Raw genomic sequence first — 12760 nt, 5'->3', positions numbered from 1 at the left:
GCGGTCATCCCTTGAGGGCACCCTGGGTCAGCCCTTCGGTGAAGCGGCGCTGGGTGGCGATGTAGAGGAGTACGATCGGCAGGAAGGAGATCACCGTGCCGGCGAAAACCAGGCGGTGATCGGTCGAATAGGTCCCGGCGAAGCGGACCAGGCCGAGTGGCAGGGTCTGCACCTCGGGCGAGATCAGCACCACCAGCGGCAGGAAGAAGTCGTTCCAGGTGCCGAGCGCGCTGATCACGACCAGGGCCAGGACGGCGGGGGCCGAGATCGGCAGGAAGATCCGCAGCAGGATGCGGCCGTGGCCGCAGCCGTCGACCCGCGCCGCCTCCAAGAGCTCATGCGGCACGTTGCGGAAGAAGTTGCGCATCAGGAAGACGCCGAAGGGGATGCCGTTGCCGACCTGGGCCAGGGTGATGCCCGTGAGGCTGTCGAGCAGCCCGAGGCCGGAGAGCAGCTGGTACAGCGGAATGACGATCGCCTGGATCGGCACGGTCAGGCCGAGGATCAGGAGGTAGAACAGCGCCTCGCCGCCGCGGAACCGCATCTTGGCGAAGGCGTAGCCGGCGGGGGCGCAGACCAGGATCATCAGCACCACGACCGCCGCGACATTGGCCAGGCTGTTCAGGATCAGCTCGCCGAACGACCCGATCCGCCAGGCGTCGACATAGTTCGCCCACATCAGCCGGTCCGGCGCGGAGAAGGGATCGGCGGTCGCGATCTCGGCCTCGGTCTTCAGGCTGGAGGCGAGCAGCCACAGGAACGGCCCCAGCAGGAAGGCGAGCGGCGGCAGCAGGCCGAGCGCCCGCCAGCGGTCGGAGCGGCGGCGGGCGCTCATCGCACCCGCTCCCGCCAGCGGTTGAAGCCGACGGTGATGGCGATCGCCATCAGGCTGAGCACGACGCACAGCGCCGCGGCGCGGCCATGGTCCTGCAGCTGGAAGGCCAGCTTGTAGATGTAGGTGGTCAGCAGCTCGCTGCGGTAGAACGGCCCGCCCTGGGTCATCACCCAGATCGTGGCGAAGCCCTTCAGCCCGTTGATCAGGGCCAGCGAGGCGACGAAGGTCATGACCTCGCGCAGCCCCGGGATGGTGACGTGGCGCAGCTTCTGGACCGCGGTGGCACCGTCCACCTCCGCCGCGTCGTAAAGGGTGCGGTCGATGCCCTGCAGCCCGGCGATGAACAGCAGCATGTACAGGCCGAAGCCCTGCCAGCTGCTGGCGATGTTGATCGAGAACAGCACCAGGAACGGCTCCGACAGCCAGCCCCGGGCCAGGCTGTCGAGGCCGAGGGTGTAGAAGGCGCCGTTGATCAGGCCGAAATAGGGGTCGTAGATCTTGCTCCAGATCACACCGACCACCGCCAGCGACACCACATGCGGCAGGAAGAAGGCGCAGCGGTAGAAGATCCGCCCGGCCTTGAGCCCGGAGATCGCGAGGGCCAGGGCGAAGCCCAAGCCCCCGGCGAAGACCAGGTGCAGCACCAGCCAGACCAATGTCTGGCGCAGCGCCTGCCAGAAGATCGGGTCGCCGGCCAACCGGGCGTAGTTCTGCAAGCCTCCGCCCGCGGCCGCTCCGGCACCGGTGTCCGCCGCGGTGACGCTGAGGCGCAGCGTGTCGGCGATCGGCAGCAGGGTGAACAGGGCGTAGAGGCCGACTGCGGGCAGCAGGAAGGGGATGGCGGCCCGCAGCCCCTCCCCGCCCGGCCGGGCGGTCTTGGTCAGAAACCGCCGCCCGCCTCGCACCCGCCGCGCCGCGCTATCGGGCAGCACCGTCACTTCGCCGCCTGCTGCATCTGGCCGTCGATCTGCGCCATGCCCGCCTCGGCCCCGATCTGGCCGCCGATCAGGCCCTGGATGACCTGCATATAGGCCTCGAGGACGTTGCCGGGCATGTAGACGCTGGGGTTGTAGCCGACGCCCCTGTCGGCTGCGGCGAAGACGCTGGCCAGCACCGGCTGGCTCGGCGTCAGGCCGGACAAGGCCCGCGGATAGACCATCCAGCTGCTGGCATGCGAGGCCCGCCGGGTCATCACCGCATCCGACAGGATGTAGTCGAGCCATTTCAGGGCGAGGTCGGGATGGCGCGAAGTCTTCGGCAGCATCCAGCTCCAGCCCACGCCGCCGGTGGCGAGGGATTCGCCGGCGATGTCCGACGGCATCGTCGCATAGCCGGCATTGGCCATGTCGAAGCCGGCCTTGCGGGCGTTGTTGGTGAACCAGGGGCCGGCCACCATCATCGCCGCGCGCCTGGTGAACCAGAGCCGGGCGGCGGCGTCGAGGTCGAGGCCCACCATCTGCGGCTGGACATAATCCGAGGCGACCAGGTCGACCAGGCGCTGCGCGCCCTTGACCATGGCCGGATCGGTCCAGGGCCGCTTGCCCGACAGCACCTCGCCGACCACCTGCCGGCCGGCCGTCACCTGCAGCAGGTTGCCGAACAGATGGCCGCCATTGGCGTTGTTGCGCGGGCCGACGGTCAGCGGCTGGATGCCCGCCTGCTTGATCTCGCCGAGCAGCTTGAGGAAGCCCTCGTAGTTGTGCGGCATGGTCCAGCCGTGCTCGGCGAACATGTCCTTGTGGTAGAACACGCCGATGACGTCGAGCCCGTCCGGGATCTCGTAGATCTCGCCGCCGAACTGCCCCCTCAGCGTGTCGTACAGCCAGGGATACAGCTGCGCCTTCCAGCCGCGCTCGTCATAGTAGCGGGTCAGAGGCACCACCAGCCCGGCCTTGGCGACGATGCCGACCCGGCCAACGCCGGAATTGGTCAGCACCAGGTCGGGCCCGGCATCGGACTGGATCGCCGCCTGGACGGCGCCGTTCGAGATGGTGCCGGTCGGCACCATGAACTCCACGGTGACGCCGGGATTGGCCGTCTCGAAATCGGCCTTCAGGCCGTTCCAGAGATCGGCGATCACCGGGTCGGTGATCTGCTCCGGCCCCCAGATCTTGAGGACTTCGGCTTTCGCCGGCGCGAAGCCCGCGGCGATACCGGCGGCGGCGACAGCCAGCCCCAGGCCGAGACGTCTCAGCATTCCCAGATCCTCCCTGTTGGATGGGCCGTACCTCTTGGCGGGCCGGCCCGGTGATCAGCCGGCCTCCGCCATCAGCTGCGCCATCACCGACTGGCGGACATCGGCGATGTGCTCGGCCATCAGCCGGGCGGCGAGCCCGGCGTCGCGCTGGCGGAAGGCGCCGAGGATGCGGTCGCGCTCATCCGCCGCGCGCTCGGCGAAATCCCGGCTGCGATTGGCGATCACCCGGCACATCTGGATCTGCAGCGCCAGGCGCGACAGCGTGTCGACCAGCGCGTGGTTGTCCGACAGCTCGGCGATGAATTCGTGGAAGCGCCGGTCCTCGGCGGCATAGGCGGCCATGTCGTCCGACCGCAGCGCCTGGACGGCGCGGTCGAGCATCGCGGACAGCCGGTCGATGTCGGCGTCCGACGCGCGCTCGACGGCCCGCTTCGCGGCCATCGCCTCCAGCGTCTCGCGCAGGTCGTACAGGTCCTCGACATCCTTGCGCGACAGCTGGCGCACGAAGAAGCCGCGATAGGGGCGGATCTCGATCAGCCCTTCCCGCTCCAGCGTGCCGATCGCCTCGCGGAACGGGGTGCGGCTGGTCGACAGCCGCTCGACCAGCTTCTTCTCGTCGATCGCGGCCCCGGCCGGCAGCTCGCCGCTGACGATCATCCGGACCAGCTCGTCGCGGATCCGCTCGCGGAGGGTGAGGTGTTTTTCAGCGCTCATGGGCAGCACCCTATCCGGCTTGTGAAGAATACACAATATGCAATATGCTTTTTGAAAGCCAGGAGACAGGGAGGGAAGACATGGCGGTGCTGGTGATCGGGACCTGCGACACGAAGGCGGCGGAACTGGCCTATGCCCGCGACTGCATCCGGGCCGCCGGCGTGGCGGCACAGCTGGTCGATGTCGGCACACGTAGCGTCGGGGATGAGGCCGATGTGACCGCGGCCGAGGTCGCCGGCCATCATCCGGACGGCGCCGCCGCGGTGCTCGGCGCCACCGACCGTGGCGTTGCGGTGACGGCGATGGCGGCCGCGCTGACGCGCTATCTGGCGACGCGCGATGACATCGACGCCGTGCTGGGCCTGGGCGGCACCGGCAACACGGCGCTGGTGACGGCGGCGCTGCGCGCCCTGCCGGTCGGTCTGCCGAAGCTGATGGTGTCGACCGTCGCCTCGGGCAATGTCGCGCCCTATGTCGGGGCGACGGACCTGACGATGATGCATTCGGTGGTCGACATCGCCGGGCTGAACGCCATCAGCCGTCGGGTGATCGCCAATGCCGCCCATGCCGTCGCCGGCATGGCGACATGGCGGGCCCCTGCCGGCTCGGGCGACCGGCCGGCGATCGGCATGACCATGTTCGGCGTCACCACGCCCTGCGTGACCGAGATCCGCCGCCTGCTGGAGCAGGACCATGACTGCCTGGTGTTCCACGCCACCGGCACCGGCGGCCAGTCGATGGAGAAGCTGGCCGATGGTGGCTTCCTGCGCGGCGTGATCGACGCCACCACCACCGAGGTCGCGGATTTCCTGGTCGGCGGCGTCTTCGCCTGCAGCGAGGACCGCTTCGGCGCCATCGCCCGGACCGGCCTGCCCTATGTCGGCTCGACCGGCGCCATCGACATGGTGAATTTCGGCGCGATGGACACGGTGCCGGAGAAATTCCGCGGCCGGCGCCTGCATGTCCACAACGCCCAGGTGACGCTGATGCGGACGACGCTGGAGGAGAATGCGGCGATCGGCGCCTGGATCGCCGCGCGGCTCAACCTGTGCCCCGGGCCGGTGCGCTTCCTGCTGCCGCTCGGCGGCGTCTCGGCCATCGACGCGCCGGGCCAGCCGTTCCACGACCCGGCCGCGGACGAGGCCCTGTTCCAGGCCCTGCGCCGCGACCTGCGGCAGACCGCCGACCGGCAGCTGATCGAGCTGCCGCTGCATATCAACGACCCGGAATTCGCAGCCGCCCTCGTGCGCGAGTTCCGGGCGATCGTCACCCCGTGATCCGAAGGACCGATATCATGACCCGTTTCACCCGCGCCGACCTCCTGGCCAAGTTCCGTGGCATGGTCGAACGCCGCGAGCCGATCGTCGGCGGCGGCGCCGGCACCGGCCTGTCCGCCAAATGCGAGGAGGCCGGCGGCATCGACCTGATCGTGATCTACAACTCCGGCCGCTACCGCATGGCTGGCCGCGGCTCGCTCGCCGGGCTGCTCGCCTATGGCAACGCCAACGAGATCGTGGTCGAGATGGCGCGCGAGGTGCTGCCGGTGGTGAAGCAGACGCCGGTGCTGGCCGGAGTCAACGGCACCGACCCGTTCATGCTCACCGACCACTTCCTGTCCCAGCTCAAGGCCATGGGCTTCGCCGGGGTGCAGAACTTCCCGACCGTCGGCCTGATCGACGGGGTGTTCCGCCAGAACCTGGAGGAGACCGGCATGGGCTATGGTCTCGAGGTCGAGATGATCGCCCGCGCCCGCGCTCTCGACCTCTTGACCACGCCCTATGTGTTCTCGGCCCAGGAGGCGGTGGCGATGGCACAGGCCGGCGCTGACATCATCGTGCCGCATATGGGCCTGACCACCGGCGGTGCGATCGGTGCCGAGACGGCCAAGACGCTGGACGACTGCGTCGCCCTGGTCGACGACTGGGCCGCGGCGGCGCTGGCGGTGCGCCCGGATCTCATCGTGCTGTGCCATGGCGGCCCGATCGCGATGCCGGAGGACGCCGCCTATGTCCTGCAGCGTTGCCACCACTGCCACGGCTTCTACGGCGCCAGCTCGATGGAGCGGCTGCCGACCGAACAGGCCCTCACCGCCCAGACCAGGGCTTTCAAACAGGTTTCGTTCTGACGGCAGGAGCTACCGGCTGATATCGATCGTCACCGTCTTCAGGTCCGACATCTCCAGCAGCGTGTGACGGCCGCCGGTGCGGCCGATGCCGCTGCTGGTCCCGGCCGCGCCGCCGGCCGGGATATGCGTCTCCCAATACGGGCTCATCTCGTTGACATTGACGATGCCGACCTTCAGCGCCTCCGCCCAGCGGAAGGCGTGGCGGATGGTCTGGGTGAAGACCGCGGCGGACAGGCCGAGCCGGCTCTTGCTGACAATGCGGTGCGCCTCCTCCTCGTCGCGGAAGCGCAGCACCGGCACCACCGGGCCGAAGGTCTCGTCGACATTCAGCAGACTGTCCGGCGACAGGTCGGCGATCACCGTCGGCTGGTAGTACAGCCGGGTCGCCAGTCCTTCGGCCCGGCCGCCGCCGAACAGGATCGAGGCGCCGCGCTGCCGGGCGTCGGCGAGATGGGCGTCGACCTTCTGCGCGTTCGGCTCGTTGTTCAGCGGGCCCATGGTGGTGGCGGGGTCGAACGGGTCGCCCATCCGCACCGCCCGGGCCGCCGCGACCAGCTTCTCGACGAAGGCGTCGTGCACGGCGTCGGCCACCAGGATGCGCTCGGTCGAGGTGCAGATCTGGCCGGCATTGGCGAAGCAGCCCGCCGCCGCCCGCGCCGCGGCAGTGTCGAGATCGGCGTCGGCCAGGACGATGGTCGGGCCGTTGCCGCCCAGCTCCACCATCAGCGGCTTGCCGGCGCCGCGGGACGCGATGATCCGCCCGGTCTCGGAGCTGCCGGTGAAGGCGATCGCGTCGGTGCCGGGGTTGGACACCACCTCGTCCCCGACCTCCGGCCCGTCGCCGATCACGAGGTTGACGACACCATCCGGCACGCCGGCCTCGATCAGGCATTCCATCAGCTTCTCGGCGATGATCGAGGTGGTCGGCGCCGGCACCCAGACCATGGCGTTGCCGGTGGCCAGGCCGGGGGCGAGGTAATAGATCGACGGCAGCGCCAACGGGAAGTTCCAGGGCGTGACGATGCCGAACACCCCCTTGGGCTGCAGGAAGCTGAAGGCGCGCTTGTTGCGGTCCTCGACCGGGAAGCACGCCGTCTCCAGCCACTTGATCTGCTCGCCGGCGTTGCGGAAGGCGGCGACCGCAGCGCCGGCCTCGCCCAGCGCCTCGGCGTGGTAGGGCTTGCCCTGCTCCAGGCACAGGGTGCGGGCCAGCGCCTCCTTGCGCTTCTCGATGGCGTCGGCGACGGCGAAGCACAGCTTCGACCGCTCCCACACCGACAGGCCGGCGATCTTCAGCTTCGCCGCCTGGGCCGCGGCGATCGCCCGCTGCGCGTCCGTGCGGGTGCCGAGCGGCACGAAGCCGACCACCGCCCCGGTGGCCGGGCTGGTGACCTCGAGGAACTCGCCGGAGCCGCCCTCCTCCCAGCGCCCACCGATGCGCATGCGGCTGACCGTGGCGCCGGAGGGCGCGGTGGTGACCTTCAGGCCCTTGATCGTCTTCATGGGAACCATCTCGGTTGGAGGGGAAGGATCAGACCTTGGCGAAGCCGTCTCTCAGGCGCAGCACCGCCTCCAGCGACCGGGAGACGGCGGCGTCATAGAGCTTCGCCCCGGCCTCGGCGGTGGCGTCGGCGGGGCGGCCGATCACCCCGGTCGGGTTGATCTCCTCGAAGCCGCGCCAGACCGTGATCGGGCTGGGGGAATAGAGATGCGGATCGGGCCAGCAGGACGGCGTGCCGCCCGCCGGGATCGCCTCCGCCCGCGCCGAGCCCGGGAACAGGTGCAGCATCAGCGAGGTCTCCAGCGCGCAGGCATGGCCGCAGCCCTGGTCGGCATCGGGCAGGATCGCCGCCGCATCCTCACGGATCAGGTCGAAATAGGAGAAGGCGGCGCTGCGCACCCCGTCGGCGCCGAGTTCCGACACCGCCACCTGCAGCGCGCCGCGGTTGCCGCCATGGCCGTTCAGCACGATCGGGAAGAAGCGGTCGCGGGCGAGCGACCGGCAGACATCGACGACGATGGCGATGAAGGTCGAGGGCCGCAGGCTGATCGTGCCCGGGAAGGCCAGGTGATGCGCCGAGGAGCCGTAGGAGATCGGCTCCGCCACCCGGACCGAGGGGTCGCGACCGGCGACGCCGAGCGCCACCGCCGTCGCCAGCCAGATGTCGACGCCGGTGGCGAGATGCGGCCCGTGCTGCTCCACGGCGCCGGTCGGCACCAGCACGGCGCCGCGGCCCTTGCCGAGGGCGCCGAGCTCCGGCGACGGGCTCCAGGCCAGGCGGCCGGGGCCGGGAGCGAAGGGGGGCGAACTCATCCGATACGTCCTTCATCGAGGCGCAGGCGCAGCATCCGGATCCCGGCGTCGGCGATCAGCGCCAGGACGATGATCGCGCCCTTGAACAGATCGATGCTGGACGGATCCACGCCGAAGACGCGCAGGGCATTGGTCAGGAGGCTGACGATCACGGCGCCGATCACCACCCCGGCCACCGTGCCGCGGCCGCCGAAGATGCTGGTGCCGCCCAGCACCGCCGCGGCGATGGCGTCGAGCAGCAGCGGCGTGCCCCCGAGATTGGGGGTGACGACCGGCACCCGGCTGATCATCAGCACCGCGGTCAGGAAGGTGAAGATGGCGGCGACGACATAGGTCAGCAGCTGCTGCCGCGGCAGCGGCACCCCGGCCAGTTGCGCCGCGGCGGGGTCGGAGCCGATGGCGTAGGTGCGCAGGCCGAAGCGGGTCCAGCGCATCAGTGCCCAGGCGCCGATGGCGATCAGCCCGACCAGCAGCACGGAGTTCGGCGCCCCGGCCGTCTGCCCGACGCCGATATCCTTCAGGGTCGGGCTCTTCAGGATCAGCACGCCCTTCTGCGCCACCCACAAGGTCGCGCCCTGCACCGCCACCATGGTGGCGAGGGTGACGACGAAGGGCGGCACGCGCAGATAGCCGACCAGGAGGCCGTTCAGCAGCCCCAGCAGCGCCATGGTGGCGAGGCCGGCCAGCAGGGCCAGGGCCAGCGGATCGCCGGCGTCCAGCCGACCCGCCATCACCACGCTGCAAAAGGCCACCGCCACCCCGGCCGAGAGGTCGATGCCCCCGGTCAGCAGCACCACGAAGGCGCCGAGCCCCAGCAGCGCCACCGGCGTGGCCTGGGCCAGCACATTGCGCAGGCTGTCGGGCGTCACCACCCGCGCATCGATCAGGCCGAACGCCGCCACCAGCAGGATCAACAGCAGCAGCGGCGCGAGGTCGAGGGCGCGGCGGAGCCAGCGGCTGTGCATCGGCCGGGCCCCGGTCAGCCGCGCCAGTCGGCGACCGTTTCGGGCTGGCCGCTGGCGACGCTGCGCCGGATCGCGTCGTTGACCGCGACGGCGCGCAGCGCCTCGGGCACCGACATGACGAAGGGCTTGTCCTCGCGCACCGCCTGGACGAAGTGGCGCAACTCCTCATACAGGTCGCCCATGATCCGGCCGTTGACCGTCGGCCAGTGCAGCCCGTCCGGCAGGCTCCAGGCGCCGCTGGACAGCACGCGCAGGCCGTGGTCGCGGACGTCGAGGTCGACCACGCCCTTGGTGCCGATCACCTCGGTCCGGGCCCAAATCCCGGTCGGGATGTCGCTCGGCAGCGACCAGCCGAAATAGAGCTGGCCGACCATGCCGTTCGACATGTCGCAGGTGGTGAAGATTGCGTCCTCGGACTGGACGCCGAGGCTGGGCATCAGCTTGGAGACGGCGCGGGAATACACCCGGGTGACGTCGGCGCCGCTGATCCATTGCAGCGCGTCGACGTCGTGCACGCCGAGATAGAAGCAGACGCTGGAGGAGCCGTTCATGCGGGTGCCGATGTCGCGCACGGTGAACCGGCCGGAGCTGGCATGGATCGGGTCGCCGATCCTGCCGGCGCGCACTGCCTCCGCCGCCTGCACGTAGCGCGGGTCGTGGCGCAGGATATGGGCCACCAGCAGCCGGCCCCCACCCTTCTTCTCCGCCGCCGCCATGGCCTTCGCCGCCTCCAGCGTGTGCGCCATCGGCTTCTCGACCAGCACCGGCTTGCCGGCCTCGAGCAGGGCGCAGGTGACGTCCTGGTGCAGCGTGTCCGGCAGCGCCACGACATAGGCGTCGGCGGCATCGGCGGCCAGCGCCGCCTGGACGTCGCTGAAATGTCGGGCGCCATACTGGTCGGCGGTCTTGCGGCCGAGTTCCGCCGACAGGTCGACGACCGCCGACAGGGTCGCCGTCTCCAGCCCGGCGATCGCCTGGGCGTGGAACTGCCCCATGAAGCCGGCGCCGACGATGGCCAATCTCATCCTGCTCATCCCGCTACCCTCTCCTGTTTCGTCGGGCGAGGCACCTCGGCGCTGCGGCCGAAGGCCAGCGCCATCACCTCGGTCTCGGTCGCGCCGCGCGGCAGCTCGCCGGCGGTGCGGCCCTCATGCATCACCACGATGCGGTCGGCGACGCCCAGCACCTCGGGCAGTTCGCTCGACACCATCAGGATCCCGGCGCCCTGCGCCTTCAGCTCGGCGATCAAAGCGTGCAGCTCCGACTTCGCGCCGACATCGACGCCGCGCGTCGGCTCGTCCAGCAGCAGCACCCGCGGGCGCGTCGCCAGCCATTTGCCGATCACCACCTTCTGCTGGTTGCCGCCGGACAGGTCGCCGACGCGCTTGCGCGGATCGGGCGGCCGGACGCCGAGCTGCCGGATCAGCCGCCCCGCCTCGGCCGCCAAAGCCGAAGGCCGCACCAGGCCGAGCGCGGACCGGGCCCGGATCCAGGCCAGGGTGACGTTGTCCTGGATCGACATCGGCCCGACGAAGCCTTCGAGATGCCGGTCCTCCGGCACATAGGCGACGCCCAGCGCATTGGCCCGGCGGGCATCGCCGGCCGGCAGGTCCGCGCCGCCGATCCGGATCGTGCCGGCGCGGTGGGCGGACAGGCCGGCGATGCAGCGCATCACCTCGGACCGGCCGCTGCCCATCAGCCCGGCCAGGGCCACCACCTCGCCCGCATGCACGGTCAGGCTGGCCGAGCGCAGCAGGCCGCCATCGGCGATGTCGTCGACCGCGACCAGCAGGTCGCCGCGCGGCACCGGCCGGTGCGGGAAGACGTTGCCGATGTCGCGGCCGACCATCATCCCGATCAGCGCCGGCTCGTCGAGGTCGCGGATCGCGCGGTCGCCGACGAAGCGGCCGTCGCGCAGCACCACGGCGCGGTCGGCCAGGGTGAAGATCTCCTCCATCTTGTGCGAGATGTAGAGGATGGCGCAGCCGATCCCCTTCATCCGGCCGATCAGCTCGTAGAGGCGATCGCGCTCGCGGGTCGACAGGGCGCTGGTCGGCTCGTCCATGATCACCAGCCAGGCCTCGGACAGCATCGACTTGGCGATCTCGACCATCTGGCGCTGGCCGACGGTCAGGGTGCCGACCCGGTCGTCGGGCCTGAGGCCGAGGCCGAACTGGTCGATCACCTCGCGCGCCTTGCGCCGCATCTCGGCCCGGCGCAGCGCGATGCCGCCCGGCTCGCGCCCCAGGAACAGGTTCTCGGCCACGGTCAGGTCGGGCACCAGGCTGAAATGCTGGTGGATCACGGCGATGCCGGCGGCCGCCGCCTCGGCCGGGGTGCGCAGCCGGACCGGGCGGCCGTCCAGGATCAGCCCGCCCTCGTCCGGCTGGTGCACGCCGGACAGGCACTTCACCAGGGTCGACTTGCCGGCGCCGTTCTCGCCCGCCAGCGCCACCACCTCGCCGGCGCGGATATCGAAGGCCACGCCCTCCAGCGCCTTGACGCCGGGGAAGATCTTGCCGAGCCCGACGATGCGCAGCTCGTGCCGGTCCAGACAGCGCGGCACGGCCGCCTCCTCCACCGTGTGGGCGGCGCGGCTGCGGCGGCGCCACTTCGCCACGGTGGCGGCCAGCCGGTCGCGCTGGCTCAGCAGTACCGCGAACAGCACCAGCCCGCCGGTGACGATGTAGATCGCCTGCTGCGGCACCTGCAGGAAGGACAGGCCGGTGTTGATGGCGCCGAGCAGCAACGCCCCCAAGGCCGTGCCGGTGACGCTGCCCTCGCCGCCCGACAGCTTGGTGCCGCCGACGATGGCGGCGGTGATCGCCGCGAATTCGAGGCCGGTGCCGGCCAGCGGCTGGGCCGAGCCGAGGCGGCCGATGATCACGACCGCGCCCAGCCCGGCCGACATGCCGGCCAGGACATAGGTCAGGGTCTGCACCGTGCGGACCGGGATCAGCGAGGCCCGGGCCGCGCCGGCATTGCCGCCGACCGCGAAGATCCAGCGGCCCAGCACCGTCCGGTGCAGCAGCACCCACCAGCCGGCGAGCAGCAGCAGGGCCAGCAGCAGGGACACGGGGAAGCCGGCGATGTCGGCGCCGCCGGCCCAGAGCAGCACCGGGCTGTCGACCGGGATGCTGGAGGCGCCGGACAGGCTGAGCGCCGCCCCCTTCCCCGCCGCCAGCGTCGCCAAAGTGGCGATGAACGGGCTGATGCCGACGGCGCTGATCAGCAGGCCGTTGATCAGCCCGATGGCGCCGCCGGCGGCCAGCGCCGCCAGGATCCCGAGCAGCGGCGACCCGGTGGCGCCATAGGCCTGGGCGGCGACGATGCCGGCGATCGCGAGCGTGCTGCCGACCGAGATGTCGATGCCGCGGGCGATGATCACCGCGGTCATGGCGAAACCGACGATGGCGATCACCGCGGTCTGCTGGCCGATCGAGACGAGGTTGGCGAAGGACAGGAAGCGGGGTCCGGCGAGGCCAAACCCGACCAGCACCAGCAGGATCAGCCCGGCCAGCACCAGGTCGTTGCCGAAGCCCGTGCCGGCCAGCGACAGGCGCCGCGCCGTGGCGGCATCCGCCGGTTTCGAAGGCATCGCCCGCTCCCC

At 70.8% G+C, this 12760-nt stretch carries 11 protein-coding genes; 2 read left to right on the top strand and 9 right to left on the bottom strand.

Translation table 11 applies throughout. The annotated features are described in order from the left end of the window. Window positions 1-4: 4 nt before the first annotated feature. From FFK22_RS22600 to FFK22_RS22585, 4 genes are read right to left on the bottom strand one after another with little or no spacing between them, the layout of a single operon-like run. A complete protein-coding gene (locus FFK22_RS22600; RefSeq protein ID WP_138886572.1) occupies window positions 5-835 on the bottom strand; it encodes a carbohydrate ABC transporter permease in 831 nt (276 codons plus the stop codon). Further along, window positions 832-1773 carry a carbohydrate ABC transporter permease gene (locus FFK22_RS22595; RefSeq protein ID WP_221938780.1) on the bottom strand — a complete coding sequence of 314 codons (942 nt, stop codon included), beginning with the start codon at window positions 1771-1773 and terminating at the stop codon, window positions 832-834. The genes FFK22_RS22600 and FFK22_RS22595 overlap by 4 nt, the downstream gene beginning before the upstream one ends. Beyond that, the gene (locus tag FFK22_RS22590; RefSeq protein ID WP_138886573.1) at window positions 1770-3032 is read right to left on the bottom strand and encodes an extracellular solute-binding protein; all 1263 of its coding nucleotides are present in this window, start codon (window positions 3030-3032) and stop codon (window positions 1770-1772) included. The genes FFK22_RS22595 and FFK22_RS22590 overlap by 4 nt, the downstream gene beginning before the upstream one ends. A 54-nt stretch (window positions 3033-3086) precedes the next feature. Continuing rightward, window positions 3087-3746, bottom strand: a complete 660-nt coding sequence (locus FFK22_RS22585) for a GntR family transcriptional regulator (protein ID WP_138886574.1) — start codon at window positions 3744-3746, stop codon at window positions 3087-3089. Window positions 3747-3826: 80 nt separating this feature from the next. Here FFK22_RS22585 and FFK22_RS22580 point away from each other — a divergent pair, with 80 nt between their 5' ends. Together FFK22_RS22580 and FFK22_RS22575 are read left to right on the top strand one after the other, a co-directional pair. Further along, entirely contained in the window at window positions 3827-5023 is a 1197-nt protein-coding gene (locus FFK22_RS22580) for a Tm-1-like ATP-binding domain-containing protein (protein ID WP_138886575.1), read from the top strand. 17 nt (window positions 5024-5040) lie between these two features. Then, the gene (locus FFK22_RS22575) at window positions 5041-5871 is read left to right on the top strand and encodes a phosphoenolpyruvate hydrolase family protein (RefSeq protein WP_138886576.1); all 831 of its coding nucleotides are present in this window, start codon (window positions 5041-5043) and stop codon (window positions 5869-5871) included. 9 nt (window positions 5872-5880) lie between these two features. On the opposite strand, the gene FFK22_RS22570 is transcribed toward FFK22_RS22575, so the two are convergent. Genes FFK22_RS22570 through FFK22_RS22550 form a run of 5 tightly spaced genes read right to left on the bottom strand, consistent with a single transcriptional unit; the run spans window position 5881 to window position 12748 of the window. Beyond that, complete coding sequence (locus tag FFK22_RS22570) at window positions 5881-7374, bottom strand: aldehyde dehydrogenase (RefSeq protein WP_186002592.1); 1494 nt, start codon at window positions 7372-7374, stop codon at window positions 5881-5883. Window positions 7375-7402: 28 nt separating this feature from the next. Further along, the gene (locus FFK22_RS22565; RefSeq protein ID WP_138886578.1) at window positions 7403-8185 is read right to left on the bottom strand and encodes a creatininase family protein; all 783 of its coding nucleotides are present in this window, start codon (window positions 8183-8185) and stop codon (window positions 7403-7405) included. Then, the gene (locus FFK22_RS22560; protein WP_138886579.1) at window positions 8182-9150 is read right to left on the bottom strand and encodes an ABC transporter permease; all 969 of its coding nucleotides are present in this window, start codon (window positions 9148-9150) and stop codon (window positions 8182-8184) included. The genes FFK22_RS22565 and FFK22_RS22560 overlap by 4 nt, the downstream gene beginning before the upstream one ends. 14 nt (window positions 9151-9164) lie before the next feature. Beyond that, on the bottom strand, window positions 9165-10175 hold the full coding sequence (locus FFK22_RS22555; RefSeq protein ID WP_186002591.1) for a Gfo/Idh/MocA family protein: 1011 nt from the start codon (window positions 10173-10175) through the stop codon (window positions 9165-9167). 5 nt (window positions 10176-10180) lie between these two features. Continuing rightward, window positions 10181-12748 (bottom strand): ATP-binding cassette domain-containing protein, encoded by a 2568-nt coding sequence (locus tag FFK22_RS22550; protein WP_138886581.1) that lies wholly within the window; start codon window positions 12746-12748, stop codon window positions 10181-10183. Between the last annotated feature and the right edge of the window lie 12 nt (window positions 12749-12760).

The sequence above is a fragment of the Mycobacterium sp. KBS0706 genome (assembly GCF_005938675.2).
In the GTDB taxonomy this organism is placed as follows: domain Bacteria; phylum Pseudomonadota; class Alphaproteobacteria; order DSM-16000; family Inquilinaceae; genus Inquilinus.
The sequence above is the reverse complement of the archived record's forward strand: the minus strand, read 5'-3'. Positions and strand labels throughout refer to the sequence as shown.

Bases quoted from the DNA above. Each gene is read 5' to 3' on its own strand.
- FFK22_RS22580 (WP_138886575.1), top strand. From the start codon at position 3,827: ATGGCGGTGCTGGTGATCGGGACCTGCGACACGAAGGCGGCGGAACTG.
- FFK22_RS22600 (WP_138886572.1), bottom strand. From the start codon at position 835: ATGAGCGCCCGCCGCCGCTCCGACCGCTGGCGGGCGCTCGGCCTGCTG.
- FFK22_RS22570 (WP_186002592.1), bottom strand. From the start codon at position 7,374: ATGAAGACGATCAAGGGCCTGAAGGTCACCACCGCGCCCTCCGGCGCC.
- FFK22_RS22575 (WP_138886576.1), top strand. From the start codon at position 5,041: ATGACCCGTTTCACCCGCGCCGACCTCCTGGCCAAGTTCCGTGGCATG.
- FFK22_RS22555 (WP_186002591.1), bottom strand. From the start codon at position 10,175: ATGAGATTGGCCATCGTCGGCGCCGGCTTCATGGGGCAGTTCCACGCC.
- FFK22_RS22585 (WP_138886574.1), bottom strand. From the start codon at position 3,746: ATGAGCGCTGAAAAACACCTCACCCTCCGCGAGCGGATCCGCGACGAG.
- FFK22_RS22565 (WP_138886578.1), bottom strand. From the start codon at position 8,185: ATGAGTTCGCCCCCCTTCGCTCCCGGCCCCGGCCGCCTGGCCTGGAGC.
- FFK22_RS22560 (WP_138886579.1), bottom strand. From the start codon at position 9,150: ATGCACAGCCGCTGGCTCCGCCGCGCCCTCGACCTCGCGCCGCTGCTG.
- FFK22_RS22590 (WP_138886573.1), bottom strand. From the start codon at position 3,032: ATGCTGAGACGTCTCGGCCTGGGGCTGGCTGTCGCCGCCGCCGGTATC.
- FFK22_RS22550 (WP_138886581.1), bottom strand. From the start codon at position 12,748: ATGCCTTCGAAACCGGCGGATGCCGCCACGGCGCGGCGCCTGTCGCTG.